A 23591-nucleotide genomic window follows, 5' to 3' on the forward strand; every position below is an offset into this window, starting at 1 on the left:
ATCATGATTAAATTAATAGCCATTGATTTAGATGGGACACTACTAAGAGATGACAAAACGATTTCAAATCGTAATAAGAAAGTACTACAACAAGCTAAAGAACAGGGTGTGAAAGTTGTTATCTGTACTGGTCGTCCGCTTTTTGCGATTAAAGGTTTTTTAGAAAGACTAGAGCTTGAAGATGCGGGAGATTATAGTATCACTTTTAATGGCAGTTCTGTTCAAAAAAATGATACAGGAGAAACGCTACTAGCTCACTCTCTATCCTTTGAGGAAGTGTTATTTGCTTATGAGGAAGTAACAAAACTGGGGCTACCTCTTGATATTATTTCAGGAGATACGGTGATTCACTTGCCTGCTCCAAAGGGGAGAGAATCGATTTATGAAGGGATGAATCCCTTACTTAAAGTCGAAAATACCACAATCGAAGAATTAGATCCAAATAGGATGTTTAATAAAATGGTAGTAGCAGCTGATCAGGACTATTTAGATGAAAAAATCGCTGTGATGCCAGAAATCATGCTAAGAACCTTTAATTTAATGAAATCAAGAGATGATTTGTTAGAAGTGATTCATAAAGAAGCTAGTAAAGCTCGTGGCATTCATGAGTTGGCTGAGTACTTGGGCATTAAGCAAGAAGAAGTGATGGCCATTGGTGATGAGGGCAATGATGCTTCCATGATTGAGTATGCCGGTGTTGGTGTGGTTATGGAAAATGGTAATCCTCTATTAAAACAAATGGCTCAATTTATTACAAAAAGTAATCAAGAAGATGGTGTAGCATACGCCGTTGAACAACTAGTACTAACTAAAGAGGAGGGGTAAAGATGGGATTTTTTGATAAAATTAAACGGGCTGTCATGGGTGAAAAGAAAGAAGAACCTAAAAAAGAGCAAGTAGAAGACAAAGAATTACAAGATGCTAAAAGTAGTGAAGAGGTAGCAGATAATCTGACAGGACAAGAAGAAATTAAGCCTAAACAAGAAGATAAAACAGAAAAAGTCGAAAATTTTGTTGAGGATGTTATAGATCCTTTTGCTACAGAAGAAGAGAGTCTAGAAGATGAAGATGGCAATAGTCAAGAGGATTTAAAACTAAGTGACACTGAACCAGAAGATATCAAAGAAGTAATAGAAGTTGATAAAGACGTAACTAAAGACACGCCTATCATGCCAAAAATAGACGTAATACCTACTGATGAACAGGTGAGTGTAACACCTAAAGAAGCAAAAGAAGAAACAGAAATTAAAGCAGAGGCAAATGATGTAAGTGTTGCTCAAGATGTTATAAATGCTATTAATACTGAAGAAGTAGATCCTCTAGATGATTTAAATGAGTCTAAAGAGTCTATGCAAGATAAAAAGGTAGCTACTAAAGTAGGGGTTGTGGCTGAAAAGAAGTTAGTTACAGAAGCTAAAACAGTTGAAGTTAGTACGGAAAAAAGTGTCACAGAGTTTATTGATGAAGAAGCTAAAGAAATTGAAGAAACACCAGAAGTTGATGATGATGCTATTGAAGAAGTCAAAGAGGTCGTTCAAGACTCACCTGAGGAAACCATTGAAAAATATGATAAAGGGTTAGAAAAGTCTAGAAAAACCTTTGGACAATTCATGAATAACCTCTTCTCAAACTTTAGAATGGTTGATGATGAGTTTTTTGAAGAGCTAGAAGAGTCGCTTATCTCAGCTGATGTTGGTTTTGATATAGCTATGCGTATTTCTGACGAGTTACAAGAAGAAGTAAAACTGAAAAATGTGAAAAAACAGCGTGACGTGCAAGAAACGATTGTTGAAAAGCTGGTTGAAATATATGAATCCGAAGGGGTTAATGAGGTTAATCACTTAAATATTCAACCAGATGGTCCAACTATTATGTTATTTGTTGGGGTTAATGGTGTTGGAAAAACGACAAGTATTGGGAAATTAGCTCTGAGATACAAACAACAAGGTAAAAAAGTCTTATTAGCAGCTGCAGATACGTTTAGAGCTGGTGCTATTGATCAATTGGTTGTGTGGGGCGAGCGAGCTGGAGTTGATGTGGTTCATCATAAAGCTGGAAGTGATCCAGCTGCTGTCGTCTTTGATGCTGTTGATAAAACAAAAAAAGAAAATTATGACGTGTTACTTGTGGATACAGCAGGACGCTTGCAAAACAAAGTTAACTTGATGAAAGAATTAGAAAAAATGAAACGTGTTATCGAGCGTGAGTATCCATCAGCACCTCACGAAGTACTACTTGTTGTGGATGCAACAACAGGACAAAATGCTTTAGTTCAGGCGAAAGAGTTTAAAAACACAACTGACGTGACAGGGATTGTCTTAACAAAACTAGACGGGACTGCTAAAGGTGGGATTGTGTTAGCTATTCGAAATGAACTACACCTTCCTGTTAAGCTAGTTGGCTTAGGTGAGAAAATCACAGACTTAGCTGATTTTGATCCAAATCAATTTGTTTATGGGTTGTTTAAGGAATTAATGGAAAATTACGAATAGATAAAACAGACAGAAATTTGATTTCTGTCTGTTTTTTTATATGTACTGAAAACCACCTGCTATGCAGGTGGTTCTCAAGAGCTTCTAGCGTGGTATTAAAAAAGCCTCCTAAGATGATAAGATAGATTTGGTTTCCCGACCACAAACTATCAAATCACAAGGAGGTTCCTTATGAAAAAGGACAATCAAAGTTTATCACACACAACATGGAAATGTAAGTATCACATAGTTTTTGCTCCTAAATATAGACGCCAAATAATTTATGGAAAGTACAAAAAAAGCATAGGAGAAATATTACGAGATCTATGTGAAAGAAAAGGTGTTGAAATTATTGAAGCGAATGCTTGTAAAGATCATATCCATATATTAGTAAGTATACCACTTAAACTAAGTGTTTCTAGTTTTATAGAGTATTTAAAAGGTAAAAGTAGTTTAATGATTTTTGATAGGCATGCAGAATTGAAATATCGTTATGGGAACAGAAAATTTTGGTGTCGAGGTTATTATGTAGACACAGTTGGTAGAAATAAAAAACAAATTGAAGAATACATAAGAAATCAAATTCAAGAAGATTATGTAGCAGATCAACTTACGTTATTTGAAGAGTATGATCCATTTACAGGAGAAAAAAACAAAAAGAATTGAATAAGTAATCCTTTTAGGATTAGCGAGTAAATGTGGTGCACGAGGGGAACCATTCAGTAAGCCTTTTAGGCTTAGGCCGGAAAAAGAGGCTTCCAGCCGAAGAACAAACCTCCAGTTCACACTGGAGGTTTTGATTGTATCTTTTCATGAAATCGCTATATTTTTGACCGTATATGATTGAAAAAGAGTGTTTTTGGTTGTGTAATATGGATATGGAGTGATAGATATGTTAACAGAAGAAAGACAAGCAGAGATTTTAAAACAATTACAGGTTAAAAAAGTCGTTAAAGTAAGAGATTTAATCAAGGAACTTGATGTCTCAGAATCGACAATCAGACGTGACTTACAAGAGATGGAAGAGGCTGGGTTATTAGTTAGAATTCATGGTGGTGCTAAACAAATCGTCAAATTAGAACCGGAATTGACTATGGCAGAAAAATCAGTCAAAAACACTCATGAAAAACGAGAGATTGCCCAATTTGCATCTGAATTCGTTCAAGAAGGGGAGTATATTTATTTAGATGCAGGAACGACGACACTTGAAATGTTACCGTATCTAAAGGGGAAAAACATTCATCTGATTACAAATTCTGTGAAGCATGCACTACTTGGGACGGAGTTAGGTATAACTACAACGATTATAGGAGGACAGATTAGAGGTAAAACGACAGCATCTGTCAGTCAAGAAGGAGTTTATCAGTTAGAGGGGTATTTTTTTGATAGAGTCTTTATGGGAGTGAATGGCATTCACCCAGTTCATGGGTATACCACAGCTGATTCATCAGAAGCGAGTATGAAAAAAGCAGCTATCAGTCAAACACAGCATGTTTATTTTTTAGCCGATGCAACAAAATTTGATAAATTAAACTTTGCCCAAATTGCACGTATTGAAACAGGAACACTAGTGACAAATAAATTAAATATAGAGCAAAAAGAAACCTATGAGAACTTAACAATAGTAAGGGAGAGTGACTTATGATTTACACAGTAACACTAAATCCGGCCATTGATTATGTGATAGAGGTACCGGATTTTAAAGAAGGACAGTTAAATAAAACAAACAAAGAACTAAGTTTTCCTGGTGGGAAGGGGATTAATGTTTCACGAGTGTTACATGAATTAGGTGTGTCTTCTAAGAACTTAGGATTTATTGGGGGTTTCACTGGTCAATTTATTGCAAGTGAGTTAGAGCATTTAGGTTTGTGTCAAGATTTTATTACAGTAGATGGGGACACACGTATTAATATTAAACTAAAATCTGAAGCAGAAACAGAAATTAATGGGTTAGGTCCTGTGATTACAAAAGAAGATACATTAGCTTTAATTCAAAAAATTGAGGAGTTAACTCAAAGTGATTGGTTAGTCCTCTCAGGCAGTTTACCGACTGGTATAGACAAAGATATTTATACAAAGTTAGCTCAGATAGCTGATGATAAGCATATTCCCTTTGTTGTAGATATTAGTGATAAGAGTTTATTTGATATTTTAAAATACCAACCCATGTTAGTAAAACCTAATGAGCACGAGTTAGCTGAGCTTTTTGATACAACGTTTACTAGCTTCGATGATTTAGTAGTTCATGGGAAAAAACTGTTAGCAATGGGCGCTAAAAATGTTTTAATCACTATGGGTAAAGATGGGGCTATTTTAATCAATGAAGTAGGTACCTACCAAGTTGATGGGCTAAAAGGTACATTAATTAATTCTGTCGGTTCAGGGGATTCTGTTGTAGCAGGATTTATTAGTCAGTTATCTCAAGGTAAAAATACCTTATTAGCTTTAAGATATGGTATCGCCTCAGGAAGTGCCACAGCCTTTAACCAAGATTTAGCAATTTTAGTAGATATTGAAAGATTATTAGATCAAGTTGTCATTAAAGTTATAGAAGAAAACTAGGGGGATTATCATGAAAATAACAGACTTATTAGTAGAAGAGTGCATGATTTTAGACTTAAAAGCCACTGATAAAACAAGTGCTATTACAGAGATGGTTCAAAAATTATATGCCACAAAACGTATCAATGATGTAGCTATATTTGAAGCAGGAATACTAGCTCGTGAAGACCAGATGACAACAGGACTTGGTGACGGGATAGCGATGCCTCATGCAAAAAATAAAGCTGTAGAAAAACCAACTGTCTTATTTGCCAAAAGTGACAAAGGTGTTGACTATGATTCCTTAGACGGTGAGCCAACCTATTTATTCTTTATGATCGCTGCTCCAGAAGGGGCTAATGATACTCACTTACAAGCACTAGCTAGTTTATCGAAATTATTATTAAATCAAGACTTAATTAGTGAATTGAAAGTAGCTAAAACAAAAGAGGATGTCACTAGACTGTTTAACCAGGCTCAAAAAGAAAACGAAGAGCAAGAAATGGTAGTTGAAGTCATTGAAGAAGATGCGCCTTTTGTGGTTGCAGTAACTGCTTGTCCAACGGGAATTGCACACACGTATATGGCAGAAGATGCTTTAAAAAATAAAGCCAAAGAGATGGATATTGCTATTAAAGTGGAAACAAATGGCTCAGATGGCGTGAAGCACAAATTAACATCAGAGGACATCAAAAAAGCTACAGGTGTTATTGTAGCAGCTGATAAAAATGTCGAGATGGCTCGTTTTGATGGGAAACATTTAGTCAATCGTCCAGTCAGTGACGGGATTAAAAAAACAGAAGAATTATTAACTCTTGCTACAAATGGTGAAGCTTCAATTTATCATGCAACAAGTGGTGACAAGCAAGCCGAAAATCAAGATGAAACCAGTAAAGGTAGTATCGGTTCACAAATTTATAAACATCTGATGAATGGTGTTAGTCACATGTTACCTTTTGTTATTGGTGGCGGGATTGCGATTGCTCTAGCTTTCTTAATTGATCAGATGCTAGGTGTGCCAAGTAATGAGTTAGCAAATCTTGGATCATATCATCCAGCAGCGGCTTATTTTAAAGCCATTGGTGGAACAGCTTTTGAATTTATGTTACCTGTTTTAGCTGGATTTATCGCTTCAAGTATTGCAGATCGCCCAGGACTTATTGTAGGTTTTACAGCAGGAGCCATGGCAAGTAGTGGTTTAGCCTTTGGGCATTTAGAAGATGCCACAACATCAGGTTTCTTAGGTGCTTTAGTTGGTGGTTTCTTAGCAGGTTACGTGATTGTCTTCTTGAAAAAAATCTTTAAAAACTTACCGAAATCACTAGACGGAATTAAAACAATTTTATTCTATCCAGTGTTTGGTTTACTAATTACCGGATTTTTAATGTTGTTTGTTAATATTCCCATGTCAGCAATCAATACAGGTTTAAATAATTTCCTAGAAAATATGTCAGGTAGTAATGCTGCCTTATTAGGTGCTTTACTTGCTGGAATGATGGCGATTGACTTAGGTGGTCCAATTAATAAGGCAGCTTATGTATTTGGTACAGGAACGTTAGCTGCAACTGTCGCAACAGGTGGTAGTGTAGTGATGGCTTCTGTGATGGCTGGTGGTATGGTACCGCCTCTTGCAATTTTTATAGCAACGCTGATGTTTAAAAATCAGTTTACTCAAAAAGAACAAGAAGCAGGGATTACAAACTTAATTATGGGGTTCTCATTTATTACCGAAGGAGCTATTCCTTTTGCAGCCAGTGATCCACTGCGTATGATACCAAGTTTTGTAGTCGGTTCTGCTTTAACTGGTGGCTTAGTGGGAAGCTTTGGGATTAAACTTATGGCGCCACATGGTGGGATTTTTGTGATCATGCTTGTGAGTCAACCATTATTATATCTATTATTTATTATTATTGGTTCATTTGTCAGTGCCCTTATGTTAGGCGCACTACTAAAAAGAAGAAAAGTGGCATAAAGAATGTCTAACAAGCTAATGAGGGAGAAATCCTTTATTAGCTTGTTTTTTATAAACATAATATTTTGGAAGACCTTTAATGAATGATATAATTGTGTGAATAAATACAAGAAAGTAAGGGAAGAATCTGATGAAAAACTTACAAGAGCAATTAAAATCAAAAAAAACTGCGATGCTATTAAATGAATTTCGCATTGGCTTAGAAAAAGAAAGCCAACGTGTGACATCAAAAGGTGAGTTAGCTGATACACCACATCCAAAAAAATTAGGAAGTCGTAGCTTCCATCCATATATCCAAACAGATTTTAGTGAAACTCAAATTGAACTGATTACTCAAGTGTTTGATACAAATAGAGGAACATTAAGACAATTATCAGCACTTCATGAAGTTGTCTTACGTTCTATGGAGCATAATGAAGAGTTATGGGCACTTAGTATGCCACCAGATTTGCCAATTGATGATACGAATATTGTGATTGCAAAATTAGAAGATCAGGGGGATATTAATTATCGCCGTTACTTAGCCAAAGTTTATGGTAAGAGAAAACAAATGGTCAGTGGGATTCATTATAATTTTGAATTTTCTGATGAATTAATCACGCTTTTATTTAACGAGCAAGATGAATATGTATCAATCAAAGAATTTAGAACGGCTCTTTACATGAAAATATCCAGACAATACTTGCGTTATCGCTGGTTACTCACTTATCTTTTTGGTGCAAGTCCTTATGCTGATGAAAACTATTTCACAACAGAAAGTTTACATCAACCAGTTAGAAGTATCAGAAATAGTCAGTACGGTTACACTAATCGTCCTGACATTAAAGTGTCTTATCACACCCTTGAAGAGTACACCACTGATTTAATGAAGCTAGTAAATGACGGTGAACTGATTGAAGCTAAAGAATTCTATGCTTCAGTGAGACTACGTGGTGGAGGTTGCCGTGACGTACAAGGTTTAGTTGATAAAGGGGTACAATATATCGAGCTTCGAAATATTGATCTAGATCCTTTTGAAAAAGTCGGAATTTCAAGTGATACGCTTGATTTTATCCACTTATTCTTAATGACGTTATTATATCTAGAAGAAGAAAGCACAGATGCTGATAAATTAATTGAAATAGGTGAGTTATACAACAACACAGTAGCTCTTGAAAATCCGTTATCAAAAACTGAATTTTATGAGGAGGGTGCTTGGTTACTTGAAGAGATGGGTAAAGTTAATGAGTTGTTACATGAGACAGCTGACTATACAGATGTCTTAAACAGTACCCTAACTGCTCTTGAGAATCCTTCAGAAACCTTGGCGGGGCGTATGGTGACTGAAATGACTGAAAAGAATTGGACAAATACAGAGTTTGGTCAGTATTATGCTAAAAAATACCATGATATCGCCTTTGAAAAACCTTATCAATTAGCAGGTTATCGTGGTATGGAGTTATCCACTCAAATTTTAATGTTTGATGCTATTCAAAAAGGCATCCATGTTGAAGTGTTAGATGAAAATGATCAATTCTTAAAGCTAACCTTCAATAATCATGTGGAATACGTGAAAAATGCTAATATGACCAGTCATGATTCTTATATTGTACCGCTATTGATGGAAAACAAAACGGTGACGAAAAAAGTATTACACGAAGCAGGGTTTAGAGTGCCACTAGGTAAAGAATTTAGTACAATAGAAGAGGCGCTATCTTCATTTGGTGTTTTCCAAGATAAGGCTATTGTGATTAAGCCTAAAACGACGAATTACGGGCTAGGAATTTCGATTTTTAAAGACGGAGCCACTTATGAAGATTATAAGGTTGCTGTTGAGATTGCCTTTAAAGAAGATGATCATATTTTAGTTGAGGAGTTTTTACCAGGAACGGAGTACCGCTTCTTTGTGTTAGATGGTAAAACTCGTGGTGTGATGCTACGCACACCAGCTAATGTAGTCGGTGACGGTGAACATACTATTGCTGAACTTGTTGCTGAGAAAAACACAGATGTTTTAAGAGGGACCCATCACAGATCGCCTCTTGAGATTATCAAGTTATCAGACATTGAAAAACTGATGTTAAAAGAGCAAGGCTTAACAGTAGATAGTATTCCCAGTGAAGGCAAGCGTGTGTACTTGCGTGAAAATTCTAACGTTAGTACAGGCGGGGACTCACTAGATGTGACAGATGACATGCCTGAGAGCTATAAAAAAATTGCAGAGGAAGCCGTTGATGCTCTAGGTGCTGTTGTGTGTGGGATTGATTTGATCATTCCAGATAAAGAGGTTAAAGGAGTGAAAGATAGTACCACTTACGGTATTATTGAGGGGAACTTTAATCCGGCGATGCATATGCATATCTACCCTTATGCTGGAGAGAGTAGACGTTTGACGATGGATGTCTTGCATATGCTTTATCCAGAAGTATTTAAATAAGTAAAAAATAAAGTAGGTTGACGTGACAATCAGCCCACTTTTTTAGTTGAAAAATATAATCAGTCCTAAGCAGATATATACAATAGGAACTAACCAATCACTCACCCGTTCTAAAGTTTTTTCTAACAGATTATTTTTTGACAGCCATGATCCAGCCAAACACCATAGTAGAACCATGACACCAAAAGTGATGATGACAAGTAGTGTTTCTAAATAAGAATATTGGCTAAATAGCGGAAGATAGACACTTAAGTTATTTGATCCGTTAGATAGGGTAATCAAAGTTAGAGTAGGGATTGCCAACTTAGTTTGAGTTACATCAGTTGTGGGTATATTTTTATGCTTGATAAATTTAACAAAACCGATCATACCGATTGTAAAAGGGATAGCTCCCAATAAGTGAATAGGTAAGACGTCTGTCGAGGTGAGCAGATTTCCTAAGATGATACTTGTTATTAAAATAGTATAAATACCTAAAAGTTGACTAATAATAATAGTTTGATAATCTTTTTTAGATTTAGCTTGGGTAAAGAATAGTGTGAGTAAAAATAAGTCATCAATATTAGTACTAACAAAAGCCGTGATGATAACAGGTAATAAAGACAAGTGACATCCTACTTTCTTATGTGTTATGTTAAATTAAGAGTACGATAAGAAGGACTCAATAGCAACAAGACTTTTTTAAAATAACCTTTAAATAAAAGAATAAAAAACTGTTATATTTTTATTGCAAATAAGTTGACAACGTTTTCTTTTAATAGTATAGTGTAGATATAGAACACGATAGGAGTGTCACTGATACGATCAGGCACCACCAAGTTTATTGTAGCAGCGTCTACTTTAATTTGGTGTTTTTTGTTTTTGTAAAGGGAGTGAATGTTATCTTATCTACTGTGAAATCACTAAATAATAATTTAGTCTTAGCTGTTAACGAAAAAGATGAAGAATTTGTTCTTTTTGGTACAGGGATTGGATTTAAAAAGAAAAAAGGAGATCCAATTGATGAAACTTTAGTTACAAAAACGTTTTTAAGCAATGAGAATCAAAATATGTTAGCTATTATTGAAAATATTGATCCAGAAGTGTTAGATGTAACAGAAAAGATCGTGGCATACGGAGAAAACTTACTAAACAAAAAAATCAATGCTAGTATTATCTTAGCTTTAACCGATCACATTCAGTTTGCGATTAAAAGAGAGCGTGAGGGTATGGAGATAAAGGAGAGTAATCTTCAGTGGGAAATCCCGTTTCTATACGCCAGAGAATACGCAGTTGGTAAACAAGCTTTAGAAATTATTCAATCAGGCTTAGGCGTGTTATTACCAGAGCTTGAAGCGTCATTTATTGCCCTTCATTTTGTAAATGCACAAGATGGCATGGAGTCTATGGATGATACGCTACTGATTACTAATATTACCAAAAGTATGGTGAAGACGATTCAGACTTTATTTGGTGTCTCTCTTAACAAAGAGAGTTTAAACTATTCAAGATTTGTCACCCATATTCGCTATTTCATGAACCGGCAATTACACGGGACAGAGCAAAATCAGGTACCAAACGAGAAATTATACGGTATTATCCAAGAACAGTACCCAAAAAGTTATGCTTGCGGTCTAGTGATTCGTGAGATGTTAAGTCGGGATTATGGGTTTAATATTAGTGATGACAAAATGATTTATTTAATGATACATATAGAAAGAGTGGTTAAAGACACTCAACACATTTAATTAGGCGTGTTACATCAAGGATGGCATTAACCTAAGTAGATGACAGAACAGGCAATTTGTCTGCTGTTTTCTACTTAGGTTTTTTATTTGGGAAAAATCAAAAAATAGGAGGATTAGAAAGATGGACCAAAAAAAATTAGCCCAACAAATTGTAGAGGATATGGGAGGTAAGGAAAATATCACCCAAAATTGGCACTGTATTACAAGGCTTAGATTTAATGTGAAAGATAGTAAAAAAATCAAGATTGAAGCCATTAAGCAATTAGATGGTGTCATGGGGGCCCAGTTTCAAAGTGGTCAGTTCCAAGTCATTATTGGGAGTGAAGTTGGTAATGTCTTTGAAGAAGTGGACAAAATCACAGGTGGCGGGGATTCTAGTGAAGGTGAGCCGCATAAGTCATCTGAAAATATTTTAGATAAATTATTTGATATTATCTCGGGGATATTTACTCCGATATTAGCTGCTATTACAGGTAGTGGGTTGCTTAAAGGAATCATGGCCATTCTAGTTTGGGCTAATTTATTAAATGCAGAAAGTCAAACATATATTGTTTTAAATGCGATTGCTGATGCGACGTTTTATTTCTTACCATTTCTAATTGCTTTTGCAGCAGCGAATAAATTTAAAACGAACCCATCTCTTGCTGGTGCTTTAGCCGGGGTGTTGATGTATCCGCAGTTAATGGAACTTGCTGCCGGTGGTGAAATGAGTAGTATTGCATTTTTAGGGTTTATTAATATTCCTTTAAATAGCTATGCTTCCACTGTCTTACCTATTATTTTAGGTGTTTGGATTATGAGTTACGTTGAAAAGTATGCTAAAAAAATCGTACCGAACTCATTGACTATCATCTTTGTACCACTTATTACATTAGTCGTGACCGCACCGATTGTACTTGCCTTTATTGCACCACTTGGTACGTTTATTGGTACTTACTTAGAGATGTTCTTTACAACTTTATTTACAGTAGCAGGTCCACTAGCAGGAGCTTTAATGGGTGGATTAATGCCGCTAATTGTTGTAACAGGAATGCATTATGCCTTTTTCCCAGGAGCATTTGCTAGTTTAGAAAAATTTGGTTATGACATTATGTTATTACCACTTAACTTAGTTGCCAACCTAGCGCAAGCTGGTGCAACGTTAGGTGTTTTAATAAAAACAAAGGATAAAGCGATGAAACAAATTGCTTTATCAGCTTTTATTCCAGCTTTATTTGGTATCACAGAACCGGCTATTTACGGGGTGACCATGAAGTTAAAACGTCCATTTTATGCCAGTATGATTGGTGGTGCTGTAGGGGGTGCCATTTATGGGACGTTTGTTGTGAAGACATTTAGTTTCGCAGTACCTGGTATTTTAGCTTTACCAACTTATATTCAAGATGGTTCAAACAACTTTATGTGGGCTATCATCGGTGTGTTATCAAGTTTTGTGGTGGGATTAGTCGTGACACTTATTATGCCGTTTGATTTAGGGGAAGATAAGGCAACAGATTTAAAAGAGTCAGACGTGTTAACAGAAGAAAAACCAAATCCAGATAACAAGCCTCAAGAAATCTTAGCACCAATCACAGGAAAAGTAGTTGATTTATCTACTTGTCCAGACGAAACGTTTGCCTCAGGAATTGTAGGTAAAGGAATCGGTGTTATACCAAGTGGGGACGCGGTATATGCACCGTTTAACGGGACAGTAACGATGGTGACACCTAGTAAACATGCTATAGGGCTTGTATCAGATGCTGGAGTAGAGCTGTTAGTTCATATCGGGATAGACACAGTGTCCTTAAATGGGGACGGGTTTGATTATCATGTTAAGGATGGTGATGTGGTTGAGTGTGGCCAAAAATTATTAAGTTTTGACCGCAGTAAAATTGATGCTGCTAACCTTAGTTTATTTACACCCGTTGTTGTGACGAACACACCAAATTTCTTAGACGTCATGCCTGCTGTAAAAGATCAAGTAGAAGTCACAGCTGGCAAAGAAGAAGTTATTATTGTTGTTAATTAATATTTAAACATATAAAAATTTAACTAAAAACTAGGAGGAATTATTAATGAAAGAATTACAAAATGGATTTCCACAAGGATTTTTATGGGGCGGGGCAACAGCTGCTAACCAAATCGAAGGAGCTTATGATGAAGGCGGAAAAGGGATGTCAACATCAGACTATGCAGCATATAAAGATCCATATGCAACTGGTAAAGTAGATAACTTTACATTCAACGTTACATCAAAAGAATTAGCAGAATATAAAGAAAACCCAGAAAAATATCTATTCCCAAAACGTTGGGGAATTGATTTTTATCACCGTTACAAAGAAGATATTGCTTTATTTGCAGAGATGGGATTTAAAACATTTAGACTCTCAATCTCTTGGGCACGTATTTTCCCAACAGGTTTAGAGACTGAGCCAAATGAAGAAGGGTTAGCATTTTATGATAAAGTGTTTGATGAGTGTGCGAAATACGGTATCGAACCACTAGTAACCATGTCTCATTATGAGATGCCAATTACATTAACTGAAAAGTATAATGGTTGGATTAGTCGTGAATTAATTCCACTATTTGAAAATTATGCTAAAGTATTATTCAACCGCTATAAATCAAAAGTAAAATACTGGATTACATTTAATGAAATGAACATGAACTTAAATAGTTTATACACTGGTGCTGGGGTATTAGAAGACTTGATTTTACCAGAAGACAGATTACAAGCAACATATCAAGCAAGTCATCATCAGTTTTTAGCAAGTGCTTTAGCTGTAAAAGCTGCTAAAGAAATCATGCCAGATGCTCAAATTGGTTGTATGATTAACCAAATTGAAGCTTATGCTAACACAACAAAACCAGAAGACCAACTACAAGCTCTAAAATCAAACCAATTAAATATGTTCTACCCAGATGTACAAGCTCGTGGAGCTTACCCAAGTTATATGACGAGATACTTTGCTGATAATGATATTCATGTGGTGATGGAAGCAGGAGATGCTAAGATTTTAGAAGAAGGTAAAGTAGATTATGTAGCTATTAGCTACTATATGTCACACGTAGCAGAAGCCCGTGAAGATGCTGCAGAACTTGCTGGATCATTTGATAGCCCAATTAAAAATGAACATTTAGAATTGTCACAATGGGACTGGCCAATTGACCCAATCGGTTTACGTATTTCATTAATGAAATTATATGACCGTTATGAATTACCATTGTTTGTGTGTGAAAACGGACTAGGTGCCAAAGATGAGATCACAGAAGACGGACGTATTCATGATGATTATCGAATTGATTACATCCGTAAACACGTGGAACAAATGAAAGAAGCCATCAGAGATGGTGTTGATTTAATGGGATATACAACATGGGGCTGTATTGATTTAATTAGCTGTGGAACAAGTCAAATGAGTAAACGCTACGGCTTTATCTACGTGGATCAAGATGACAAAGGTGAAGGAAGCCTAACTCGCTACCGTAAAGATTCATTTAACTGGTACAAAGAAGTTATCGTATCAAACGGCGAGAACTTATAAAATAAGGGTGAATGTTGAAGCGCTGTGCTCTGAGTAACTGGAGATGAAACAAGTTGGAAAGTTGCACAGTAGGCATATGCCTAGATATACTCATAAACAACAGGCTAGCCCAATGGTAGCCTGTTGTTTTAATAAAAAGGAGATTACTTATGACATATATTGCATTCTTTGATGTAGATGGTACTTTGTGTGACAGTAGTGGTGAAGTACTTGATACAAGCCGAGAGAGTATTAAGAAATTTAGAGATGAAGGAAACCTAGCTTACATCTGTACAGGTAGATCTAAACCAGAAATTTTGGATGATATTTTAAGTGTGGGTTTTGATGGTGTAATCGGTGCTGGTGGTGGGTATGTTGTTGTAGAAGATAAAGTGATTAAGCACCTGACTATGCCAAAAGATTCTGTAGAAAACATCGTAGCATTCTTTAAACAACATGATATTGGTTATTACTTAGAGTCCAATGATGGATTATTTGGTAGTGAGAATTGTATACGTAAAATAAAAGAAGAAATTAAAGCCATTGCAGATAAAACTGGTGAGTCTTTTAAAGAATTAGATGACAAAAATCAATGGTTTTACGATGTGTTAGAAAGTCATAAAGGTCAACATATAGATTATGGTAATGTGAATAAGATTTCATTTATTAATAACACCTTACCTTTTAGTGATATTGCAGATACATTTGGTGAACAATTTCATATGTATCACTCCACAGTCCCATTATTTGGACCAGAAAGTGGCGAGATTGCTGTTCGTGGCATTGATAAGAAAAAAGCAGTTAGTTATGTGCTAGAATACTTAGATATGCCAAAAAACAAGGCCATTGCTTTTGGTGATGGGGACAATGATATTTCCATGTTTGAAGCAGTAGGTTATGGCATTGCTATGGACAATGCGACTGATAAATTAAAAAGTATTGCTCATGAAGTGACAAAAGATGCTGATGAACATGGTATTGCCATAAGTTTTGAACAACAAAATTGGAAAAATGAAAGATAAAAAAAATAGGGTATGTGGTGATTCTTTTCCACATATCCTATTTTCTTTTAAATAATTTTTTGAAAAAACTTTCTGCTTTTGGTACTTCTGACACAGGATTCACAACTGATTTTTCTAATTCTGGTGAGGTTTTTTTTATAGGTATTGTTAAATAAATATCTTCCTTATCAATAGCATGATCTAGTGTATAAACCAAGGCGATACTTTCTGGTTTAGGTGTTAAATCATTGGTATCCACTAATCTAAAAGTTACTTGTTGCTCTTGTGAGAGCTTCATGATTTGTGATTGTATTGTCATATTGACATTAGCATTAATTAAGATAGTTCCGTTTGGATGATGCTCAATTTGCTCTAAACAGAAAGCTTTATACTGATCTTTAGTTAGTTCAGCATAAGTTAAAACAAAGACAACTCTCTCCCTATAAGTACCTAGAAATTTTCTTTTCTCATCAGGTCTTAGTTGGGGAGCACCGTTTATCCCTTTATCAAGATAATCTTGAATATCTTTTCCCATACTTCTACCCCCTCTTGTTTCTATATGTCTAGTATAACATATCCTTATAATAAGATATTTTAAAAAACTGTTGATTTTCCTAGTTCATTTAGTTAAAATTGATTGGTAATGAAAATCATTATCAATTAGAAATAGGAGAGAAAATATGCGCCGATCTATATTACCTATAAGTTTAATATTATTAGCTATTTTATCTCTTTTTATAGGTGTAAAAAGTATTCCTATCACTCATTTATTTGATTTGACCCATCAAGAACAACTTGTTTTATGGTCAACTAGAGTTCCCAGAACAATTAGTTTGATTATCGCAGGAGCGACAGTGAGTGTATCAGGTCTGATTATGCAACATCTCACACAAAACAGATTTGTATCTCCTACGACTGCTGGAACAATGGATAGTGCTAGACTTGGCATGCTAGTAGCTATGTTGTTTTTTTCAGATTCATCTATTTTAATGAAGTCCCTCATTGCTTTTTTATTTGCCTTTTTAGGAACCGTTTTATTTATTAGGTTAATTAGATTATTACCTGGAAAAAATCAATTAATGGTTCCTCTAGTTGGGGTGATGTTTGGAAGTGTTATCGGATCGATTGTAACTTTTTTTGCCTATCAATATCAATTAGTGCAAAACATGACTTCTTGGCTTCAAGGTAGTTTCTCGACAATTACAAAAGGAAGTTATGAGATGATTTATATCAGTGTTCCTTTACTAATTGTTTGTTATTTATATGCTTATAAATTTACAATTGTTGGTATGGGAGAGGAGATGGCTACAAGTATTGGGTTAAAATACAAACAAATTCATTTATTTGGGCTTTTGTTAATTGCCATATCAAGTAGTACCATTTTAGTCACGATTGGTGGGTTACCTTTTGTAGGGGTAATTATTCCAAATATTGTTTCCATGATGTACGGAGATCATATGAAGCATACTCTAGTTTTGACTGCTTTATCTGGTAGTGTTTTCTTGGTCTTGTGTGATATATTATCACGCATGATTTACCCACCTTACGAAATTCCAGTGAGCTTAATTGTTGGAATACTAGGTAGTATAATCTTTATTTATCTACTTGTTAGGGGGGATGCTAAGTGAGAAAACAATCGGTTGGGTTTAAAATTTTATTGCTCACAGTTGTGATGCTTATTAGTATTATGGCATTTATGACTTATCACACGTACGGCAATTGGGAGTTTGCTTTGCCCTTAAGAGGTAAAAAAGTACTAGCTTTTATAATTGTTGGTGCCTTAACTAGCTTTTCTACCATTAGTTTTCAAACGATTACAAGAAATCAATTTTTAACACCTGGGATTTTAGGATTTGACTCACTATATGTCTTGATGCAAACGCTGTTGTTCTTTTTTTTAGGACAAAGTTTGACTAAGACACCTTTAGTTTTTTTACTTAATGTTTTGTTAATGGTAACGTTTAGTGTTTTGTTGTTTGGCTTTATTTTAAGAAGAGAGAAAAAAGATTTATTTTTACTTTTGATGATAGGGATGGTTCTTGGGACCGCTTTTAGTAGCATCAGTACTTTTTTACAAGTGTTAATGGATCCTAATGAATATGATAAATTACAAGGAAAGTTATTTGCTAGTTTTTCAAATGTAGATGTTTCTCTTTTATTTGTTGTTATACCTATTGTATTAGTTGTGATTATTCTTTTTTTTAGAGCAGCTCATGTATTAGATGTTTTTCATTTGGGAACAGAACAAGCAACTAGTTTAGGAATAAATGTCGCAAGATTTCAAAAATATATATTATATTTAGTTAGTTTATCAGTTGCTTTATCAACAGCGCTAATTGGCCCTGTAACATTTTTAGGTTTTATTGTGGCTAATGTTACTTATCAATGGCTTGGGACTTACAAGCATCAATGGCTATTTATTGGAAGTACTTTAATTAGTGTTTTTTTATTAGTTTTCGGTCAGTTTTTAATTGAGCATGTGTTTCATATGAGCACAACGTTAAGCGTCGTCATTGAATTTGGTGGTGGTGTGTATTTTATTTGGAAGCTACTCAAGGAACGAGGAAAGGTGACTTAAATGCAGATTAATCAGGTTGTGAAACAATATGGAAAGAAAATGGTTGTAGATACTGTTGATTATGACTTAATTCCAAATAAACTAACCGCTTTTATTGGACCAAATGGGGCGGGGAAAAGCACGCTGTTAAGTCTGATGAGTCGCCTACTCGATAAAGATAAGGGTGGTATTTACCTTGAAGGTCAAGAAGTTAAGGCGTGGAACCAACACGAATTAGCTAAAAAATTATCTATTTTAAAACAGGCTAATGCCGTTCAACTACGTTTAACTGTTCGAGATTTAGTTGCTTTTGGTAGATTCCCTCATAGCCGAGGTCGTTTGACTAAAGTCGATGAAGAAAAAATTAGTGAGTCTCTACATTATTTAGGGTTAACGGATTTAGCAGAAGAAAATATAGATTCTCTTTCTGGGGGGCAATTGCAAAGGGCATATATTGCTATGGTCTTAGCTCAAGATACAGATTATATATTTCTAGATGAGCCACTTAACAATTTAGATATGAACCATGCCGTACAGCTAATGAAAATCATACGTAACCTTGTAGATGAAGCTGGTAAAACAGTGGTGATAGTCATTCATGATATTAATTTTGCAGCGAGCTATGCTGATGAAATTGTAGCAATGAAATATGGGAAAATTTTTAAATCAGGTCCAACTGATGAAGTTATTACAAAAGATGTATTAGATGAATTATATGATATGAATATACGCGTCTGTGAACTAGAAGGAAAAAGGTTTTGTTTATATTTTAATGAATAGAAAAGGAAGCTAAATGATGAAAAAATATGTTTTAGGTTTAACAGTGATATTTGGTTTAGTTTTAAGTGGCTGTACTTCGGATAAAAAAGAAGATACTACAAAAGAAAGTGTGGCTTCAGAAAAAATAGAAAAGGTTACAGTGACAGATAGTAATGGTGAAAAATTAGAAATAAATCAAGATCCTAAAAAAGTAGTTGTGTTTGACATGGGAGCTCTTGACACGATACGTGAATTAGGAAAAGAAGACACAGTGATTGGCGCACCTTTAAAGACGTTACCGACTTATTTAGATAGCTATAAAGGTGTGGAAAATGCTGGGGGAATGAAGGAGCCTGATTTAGAGAAAATCAATGCTATGCAACCAGAACTTATTATCATCTCAGGTCGACAAGAAGATATGAAGCAAGAATTAGAAAAAATTGCTCCAACTCTTTATCTAGATGTTGATAACAAAGAGGCATGGCAATCAACTATGGCTAATATTGAAACAATTGGGACTATTTATGATAAAGAAGATGAAGCTAAAGAGAAGGTTCGGGAACTAACAGTTAAGCGTGATAATCTTAGAAAAATGACAGAAAAAAGCGGTAAAACAGGTTTAATGAGTTTAGTGAATGAAGGTTCATTATCTGTCTATGGTCCAGACTCTCGTTTTGGTATTATTTATGAAGGATTTGGTGTGATTCCAGCTGACCAAGAAATTGAAGCTAGTACTCATGGTCAAGAAGTATCATATGAATATGTCTTAGAGGTGAATCCTGATATCTTATTTGTAGTAGATCGTACAAAGGCAATTGGTGGAGATGATGGGAAAAATAATGTGGCAGATAATACCTTAGTAAAAGAAACAACAGCAGGTAAAGATGGAAAAGTCATTAGCCTAACACCTGATGTGTGGTATTTGGCAGGTGGCGGAATTGAATCAACTCGTCTTATGATGGAGAATGTGGAAGAAGCATATAAATAAAATTGACAAAAAGGATTAATTATTAGTCGCTTAGTTGTAGAATCAAGTTAGCCACCCTAAAATAATAAAAAAACACCATGGTAAAAATTCGTGTATCATTGAAGTAACTACCCAACAACGAAAGGAATTTTTATCATGGTGAAAATTAAGAATAACACAAAGACATCTAATTATAAACATCTTTCATTTAAGGAAAGGCAGCTTATTGAAGTTTGGCATAATATGGGAGATTCTAATAGAGAAATTGGTAGACGATTAGGCTGACACCATCAAACGATAAATAATGGGTCTATAATAAATCGCCTAAAACTAACGGTTTATAACCTTAGTTTAGAGGCGATTTTTTTATTTGATAAAACTTGTCGATGCTTCTTTAAAGTGGTGGTCTTCTAAAGCTTTATTTTTCTTTCTAATAAGTTGTTTACGTTGTGTATTTGAAACGACAGCTAAGACGATACCAATTAAGAAAATCAAGGCGCTAATGATTAAGATATAAATCAGTGGTCTTGAATAAATATAGCTAAACGTTTCTAAGAGGTATGGTTTTGTTAAAGATAAATGTGCAGCAGGATTTTTGATTAACCCATAACTACTAATCACACCTAATATTAAGCCACTACTAATAAATTGATAAGAAGCCCAACGCTTGAAAATATGTGGAAATTTTCTTAAAGGTATAAATAATAAGACAGATAACACAACCCAAATTATTCCAAGACCTATTATTAATTTAGTCATTAGTGGGGCTATTAAGCGAATACGGCTTCCTGAAATAGAAAAAATAGGATTTTTAATAAGTCGATCATATTGAGAAAAGGCTGTGTTCACAAAACTTGTAATAGAGTCTCTATTTTTATCTGTAATAGGCTGATTATTGTCTGTTGCATAAGTTTCCACATGGTTTAAAATTTGTTTTTTTATTTTTGTTTCATCGATGTCAAATGGTTGTCCAGTAAAAGATTGAGTCATAAAGCTAATCACATCTTGTTTGACTTCACTTTGTGTAAAGACATCTTTTAGTCCATCCTCTTGAATACCACTACCTCGTCCTAAGTCTTGGATTGTTGTGTTTGTGTCATTTGTTATTGCCTGGTAGAGATGTGTGTCGTCACTAGCTTTAATCCAAAATTTTTCAGATAAATACGTTTGTTTAGACACAAGAGCAAAAATAAAAATGACAAACACTAAAATAGATAAGAGAGTTAACATAAAATAATAGGCTTTTTCTAAATTGTTCTTCAAAAACTTTCCTCCTAAATTGATGGGTCAATCATATCCCCAGAAATCAAATCAGCATAAACAAACAAACGGTCATCTGTTAAACCGATCATGTCAATAGGGTAACATGTGTAGAGAATTAAATGATTGTCATCAGACTTTTCATAAAGAGAAGCAATCGCTGTTCTATCATCATATTTTTTGACTTGCTTATCATTGATTTTATATGTATAAGTACCATAGTTTGTTCGAATCGTAACAGTATCTCCAATTTCCGCTTGTTCTAAGCTAGCTAAATCAGCTGTATTATGGCCACCGATTAGTGTAGTGCCACCTTCTCCTGGAAAAACACTACCATTAAAATGACCGACACCAACTCTAAGGTCTTCATTGGAATCGCCGTAAATTAATCTTGTTTGAACATTTTGTTTATCTAGTGATACTGAACCGTACTCAATCCCAAGGTTTGGATATTCTACTTCACTTGAAGGGATTTTTGTTTGTTTTCCTTTAGTTTCTTCACGCTCTTTTTTCATTTGCTCAGCCAGCTCTTCATCAAAGATTGATTTTGGTAACTTACTGGTATCAGCTGGTGTTGCAATAGTAATGGCATTAGCATATAAAGAGATAGTATCTTTATACGGTTTGATTAGTAAGAATAATAGCATAAAGACACATGCGACAAAGATTAAAGGCATATAAAGAAATGCCCACTGTTTTTTACTACCTTTCATCATTTAAACTCCTTAAACCTATGAGTAATATTTTTATGTCATTATTACTCACTTATTTTAATATATCATAGCATAATCTAGCTGGAACAATCTTCAATTCTGGTAAAAAAGGCAAAAAAAATTATGGGTTATGAAGAACCCATAATTTTAAGTTGTTTATGATAATTGGCCTTTACGTGTTACCGCAGTACCTAACACAGCTGTGATAGCTACTAGAGCGATGACAGTCATAATTCCAGTTGAACTAGCAACTCCTGTTGTTTTAACAACTGGGTTGTTACTTGTTGTTGGAACAAAGACTTTTTTACCACTGTTATCAACAATAATACCATTTTGGTCAATTGATAAACCAAGAGCTTTAGCAGAAGCTAAAATGTAATCTCTGATTTGATCTTGAACGTGTTTTGGCAATTGTTTTAATAAGTCATTTAGGCTCGTTGCAGAAAGCCCTTTTGAATTATCGATAACTAATTGTCTTGCTGCATTGATGTTAGCTACGACTGTGTCAGTTGTTTTCTTGTCATAGTCATTAGCTTTTAGTTCGTTTTCAGCTTGTTGAATGTCTGTTGCTGAAAAGTAGAATGTTTGTCCATTATCAATTGTGACACCTTGATTTAAGGCATCTAAAATCTCTTGTTCGTTTGCTGAAATAGCTCCAGCAGCGTTAGAGGCAATCGGTAATAAGAACAACACACCAACAAATGCGATAATCATACTTACTAATTTTTTCATTAATTCACACTCCTTTTCTTTAGTATAAGTTGATTGTATCATGTTTTATTTTATTTAGGTAGAAAAAAAGGCAGAATTTTAATGTCAAAACTAATTAAATAGGTTAAATATAGGTTTTTCATATTATTTTATAAATAATGGTTAGTTTAATTGGAAACGAACAACCAGATTGTGGCACACAATAAGGCTAAAATAAGAGCTGCTAAACAAAACATACCAATGATTTTAACTTTATCTCAAAAGTCTTTCTTTTTATTTCGTTTGGCTCTAGCTATGTCTAAGTCTTCACCTTCAGTAAAAGCAATAATCTCTGCATAAGTTTTAATATTTTTATCCTTTTTCATCCTATCAATCTTTATGCCTGCTATCATAGAAATGACTCAAAAGATAAAAGAGACACCAAAGCCATACCAACCCCATAATTCAAAGGCTGGGAAAATAGAGATGATAGTTAGAGCCATAAAAATAAGCATCACCCAAGCCCATTTATTCATTTTATCAACATCCACACTATGTTTCATTTTTACTAAATCCCCCTTGATTAATTCATCCAAGGTGATATCAAACAATGTACTAAGAGCGATTAGATTATGAATATCTGGATATGTTTTCTCATTCTCCCATTTTGAGATGGTCTGCTTTGTGACATAGATTTTTTCTGCTAGTTGTTCTTGGGAGAGTGACTCACGTTCCCGGTATAATTTTAATTGTTTGCTAAAATTCATGTTTGTTACCTCCTTGTCATCACTATAAAAAAGTTAGTTAGTTTGTCTGTCTATTGATGTGTATATAGGGCATCTTTAGTATGTATACTTGTGTGTACATTGTTATCAATACTGATTTAACAATGTTTTTATTATAATCTTTTTGACAAAAAAAGAGAACAAAATCTTTATGATTTAACTATGATACAATATAAATAAGAACATAGTGGGAGGTAGAGATATGAGAATATTTAAATCTGATAAGGTA

At 34.6% G+C, this 23591-nt stretch carries 21 protein-coding genes and 1 pseudogene; 16 read left to right on the forward strand and 6 right to left on the reverse strand.

Annotated elements, in window-relative coordinates:
• Positions 1-3: 3 nt before the first annotated feature.
• From VSF34_RS01170 to gshAB, 7 genes are all read left to right on the forward strand, one after another.
• Entirely contained in the window at positions 4-825 is an 822-nt protein-coding gene (locus VSF34_RS01170; protein ID WP_326717301.1) for a Cof-type HAD-IIB family hydrolase, read from the forward strand.
• 524 nt (positions 826-1349) lie between these two features.
• Positions 1350-2492: a signal recognition particle-docking protein FtsY gene (gene ftsY, locus VSF34_RS01175; protein WP_441351075.1), complete on the forward strand. Its 1143-nt coding sequence runs from the start codon at positions 1350-1352 to the stop codon at positions 2490-2492.
• A 171-nt stretch (positions 2493-2663) separates the two neighbouring features.
• Positions 2664-3137, forward strand: coding sequence for an IS200/IS605 family transposase (gene tnpA / locus VSF34_RS01180; RefSeq protein WP_326717303.1), 474 nt, complete (start codon positions 2664-2666; stop codon positions 3135-3137).
• Between the two features lie 226 nt (positions 3138-3363).
• Positions 3364-4116: a DeoR/GlpR family DNA-binding transcription regulator gene (locus tag VSF34_RS01185; RefSeq protein ID WP_326717304.1), complete on the forward strand. Its 753-nt coding sequence runs from the start codon at positions 3364-3366 to the stop codon at positions 4114-4116.
• A complete protein-coding gene (gene pfkB, locus VSF34_RS01190; RefSeq protein WP_326717305.1) occupies positions 4113-5033 on the forward strand; it encodes a 1-phosphofructokinase in 921 nt (306 codons plus the stop codon). The genes VSF34_RS01185 and pfkB overlap by 4 nt, the downstream gene beginning before the upstream one ends.
• Positions 5034-5043: 10 nt before the next feature.
• A complete protein-coding gene (locus tag VSF34_RS01195) occupies positions 5044-6984 on the forward strand; it encodes a PTS fructose transporter subunit IIABC (RefSeq protein WP_326717306.1) in 1941 nt (646 codons plus the stop codon).
• Positions 6985-7114: 130 nt separating this feature from the next.
• Positions 7115-9400, forward strand: coding sequence for a bifunctional glutamate--cysteine ligase GshA/glutathione synthetase GshB (gene gshAB, locus VSF34_RS01200; protein WP_326717307.1), 2286 nt, complete (start codon positions 7115-7117; stop codon positions 9398-9400).
• 42 nt (positions 9401-9442) lie between these two features.
• Here the strand turns inward: gshAB and VSF34_RS01205 are convergent, their stop codons facing one another.
• Positions 9443-10006: a cadmium resistance transporter gene (locus VSF34_RS01205; RefSeq protein ID WP_326717308.1), complete on the reverse strand. Its 564-nt coding sequence runs from the start codon at positions 10004-10006 to the stop codon at positions 9443-9445.
• Positions 10007-10293: 287 nt separating this feature from the next.
• On the opposite strand from VSF34_RS01205, the gene VSF34_RS01210 reads away from it, so the two are divergent.
• From VSF34_RS01210 to VSF34_RS01225, 4 genes are all read left to right on the forward strand, one after another.
• Positions 10294-11127: a PRD domain-containing protein gene (locus tag VSF34_RS01210; RefSeq protein ID WP_326717309.1), complete on the forward strand. Its 834-nt coding sequence runs from the start codon at positions 10294-10296 to the stop codon at positions 11125-11127.
• Between the two features lie 121 nt (positions 11128-11248).
• Positions 11249-13135, forward strand: a complete 1887-nt coding sequence (locus tag VSF34_RS01215) for a beta-glucoside-specific PTS transporter subunit IIABC (RefSeq protein ID WP_326717310.1) — start codon at positions 11249-11251, stop codon at positions 13133-13135.
• A 46-nt stretch (positions 13136-13181) separates the two neighbouring features.
• Positions 13182-14651 carry a glycoside hydrolase family 1 protein gene (locus VSF34_RS01220; protein WP_326717311.1) on the forward strand — a complete coding sequence of 490 codons (1470 nt, stop codon included), beginning with the start codon at positions 13182-13184 and terminating at the stop codon, positions 14649-14651.
• A gap of 149 nt (positions 14652-14800) precedes the next feature.
• Positions 14801-15652: a Cof-type HAD-IIB family hydrolase gene (locus VSF34_RS01225; protein ID WP_326717312.1), complete on the forward strand. Its 852-nt coding sequence runs from the start codon at positions 14801-14803 to the stop codon at positions 15650-15652.
• Between the two features lie 37 nt (positions 15653-15689).
• Here VSF34_RS01225 and VSF34_RS01230 read toward each other — a convergent pair whose 3' ends face one another.
• Positions 15690-16166: a DUF1694 domain-containing protein gene (locus VSF34_RS01230; protein WP_326717313.1), complete on the reverse strand. Its 477-nt coding sequence runs from the start codon at positions 16164-16166 to the stop codon at positions 15690-15692.
• A gap of 145 nt (positions 16167-16311) precedes the next feature.
• Here VSF34_RS01230 and VSF34_RS01235 point away from each other — a divergent pair, with 145 nt between their 5' ends.
• The 5 genes and pseudogenes from VSF34_RS01235 to VSF34_RS01255 form a co-directional block, all read left to right on the forward strand.
• On the forward strand, positions 16312-17259 hold the full coding sequence (locus VSF34_RS01235) for an ABC transporter permease (protein ID WP_326717314.1): 948 nt from the start codon (positions 16312-16314) through the stop codon (positions 17257-17259).
• Positions 17256-18209 carry an iron chelate uptake ABC transporter family permease subunit gene (locus tag VSF34_RS01240; RefSeq protein WP_370659266.1) on the forward strand — a complete coding sequence of 318 codons (954 nt, stop codon included), beginning with the start codon at positions 17256-17258 and terminating at the stop codon, positions 18207-18209. Before VSF34_RS01235 ends, VSF34_RS01240 begins: the two co-directional genes overlap by 4 nt.
• Positions 18210-18968, forward strand: coding sequence for an iron ABC transporter ATP-binding protein (locus tag VSF34_RS01245; protein WP_326717315.1), 759 nt, complete (start codon positions 18210-18212; stop codon positions 18966-18968).
• Positions 18969-18984: 16 nt separating this feature from the next.
• Positions 18985-19935, forward strand: coding sequence for a siderophore ABC transporter substrate-binding protein (locus VSF34_RS01250; protein ID WP_326717316.1), 951 nt, complete (start codon positions 18985-18987; stop codon positions 19933-19935).
• A 135-nt stretch (positions 19936-20070) separates the two neighbouring features.
• Positions 20071-20196 (forward strand): annotated as a pseudogene (locus VSF34_RS01255) (helix-turn-helix domain-containing protein); the annotation flags it as partial.
• An 84-nt stretch (positions 20197-20280) separates the two neighbouring features.
• On the opposite strand, the gene VSF34_RS01260 reads toward VSF34_RS01255, so the two are convergent.
• From VSF34_RS01260 to VSF34_RS01275, 4 genes are all read right to left on the reverse strand, one after another.
• Positions 20281-21177: a hypothetical protein gene (locus VSF34_RS01260; RefSeq protein WP_326717318.1), complete on the reverse strand. Its 897-nt coding sequence runs from the start codon at positions 21175-21177 to the stop codon at positions 20281-20283.
• A gap of 11 nt (positions 21178-21188) precedes the next feature.
• On the reverse strand, positions 21189-21887 hold the full coding sequence (locus tag VSF34_RS01265; RefSeq protein WP_326717319.1) for a class D sortase: 699 nt from the start codon (positions 21885-21887) through the stop codon (positions 21189-21191).
• 156 nt (positions 21888-22043) lie between these two features.
• Positions 22044-22619, reverse strand: a complete 576-nt coding sequence (locus VSF34_RS01270) for a hypothetical protein (RefSeq protein ID WP_326717320.1) — start codon at positions 22617-22619, stop codon at positions 22044-22046.
• Positions 22620-22999: 380 nt separating this feature from the next.
• Entirely contained in the window at positions 23000-23344 is a 345-nt protein-coding gene (locus tag VSF34_RS01275) for a helix-turn-helix transcriptional regulator (protein WP_326717321.1), read from the reverse strand.
• Positions 23345-23591 lie beyond the last annotated feature (247 nt).

Origin of the sequence: Vagococcus jeotgali, assembly GCF_035918315.1 — a bacterium.
GTDB lineage: Bacteria > Bacillota > Bacilli > Lactobacillales > Vagococcaceae > Vagococcus > Vagococcus jeotgali.

Coding starts and splice junctions, on each gene's coding strand:
- VSF34_RS01170 (WP_326717301.1), top strand. CDS start 4: ATGATTAAATTAATAGCCATTGATTTAGATGGGACACTACTAAGAGAT.
- ftsY (WP_441351075.1), top strand. CDS start 1,350: ATGCAAGATAAAAAGGTAGCTACTAAAGTAGGGGTTGTGGCTGAAAAG.
- tnpA (WP_326717303.1), top strand. CDS start 2,664: ATGAAAAAGGACAATCAAAGTTTATCACACACAACATGGAAATGTAAG.
- VSF34_RS01185 (WP_326717304.1), top strand. CDS start 3,364: ATGTTAACAGAAGAAAGACAAGCAGAGATTTTAAAACAATTACAGGTT.
- pfkB (WP_326717305.1), top strand. CDS start 4,113: ATGATTTACACAGTAACACTAAATCCGGCCATTGATTATGTGATAGAG.
- VSF34_RS01195 (WP_326717306.1), top strand. CDS start 5,044: ATGAAAATAACAGACTTATTAGTAGAAGAGTGCATGATTTTAGACTTA.
- gshAB (WP_326717307.1), top strand. CDS start 7,115: ATGAAAAACTTACAAGAGCAATTAAAATCAAAAAAAACTGCGATGCTA.
- VSF34_RS01215 (WP_326717310.1), top strand. CDS start 11,249: ATGGACCAAAAAAAATTAGCCCAACAAATTGTAGAGGATATGGGAGGT.
- VSF34_RS01220 (WP_326717311.1), top strand. CDS start 13,182: ATGAAAGAATTACAAAATGGATTTCCACAAGGATTTTTATGGGGCGGG.
- VSF34_RS01225 (WP_326717312.1), top strand. CDS start 14,801: ATGACATATATTGCATTCTTTGATGTAGATGGTACTTTGTGTGACAGT.
- VSF34_RS01230 (WP_326717313.1), bottom strand. CDS start 16,166: ATGGGAAAAGATATTCAAGATTATCTTGATAAAGGGATAAACGGTGCT.
- VSF34_RS01235 (WP_326717314.1), top strand. CDS start 16,312: ATGCGCCGATCTATATTACCTATAAGTTTAATATTATTAGCTATTTTA.
- VSF34_RS01245 (WP_326717315.1), top strand. CDS start 18,210: ATGCAGATTAATCAGGTTGTGAAACAATATGGAAAGAAAATGGTTGTA.
- VSF34_RS01250 (WP_326717316.1), top strand. CDS start 18,985: ATGAAAAAATATGTTTTAGGTTTAACAGTGATATTTGGTTTAGTTTTA.
- VSF34_RS01265 (WP_326717319.1), bottom strand. CDS start 21,887: ATGAAAGGTAGTAAAAAACAGTGGGCATTTCTTTATATGCCTTTAATC.
- VSF34_RS01270 (WP_326717320.1), bottom strand. CDS start 22,619: ATGAAAAAATTAGTAAGTATGATTATCGCATTTGTTGGTGTGTTGTTC.
- VSF34_RS01275 (WP_326717321.1), bottom strand. CDS start 23,344: ATGAATTTTAGCAAACAATTAAAATTATACCGGGAACGTGAGTCACTC.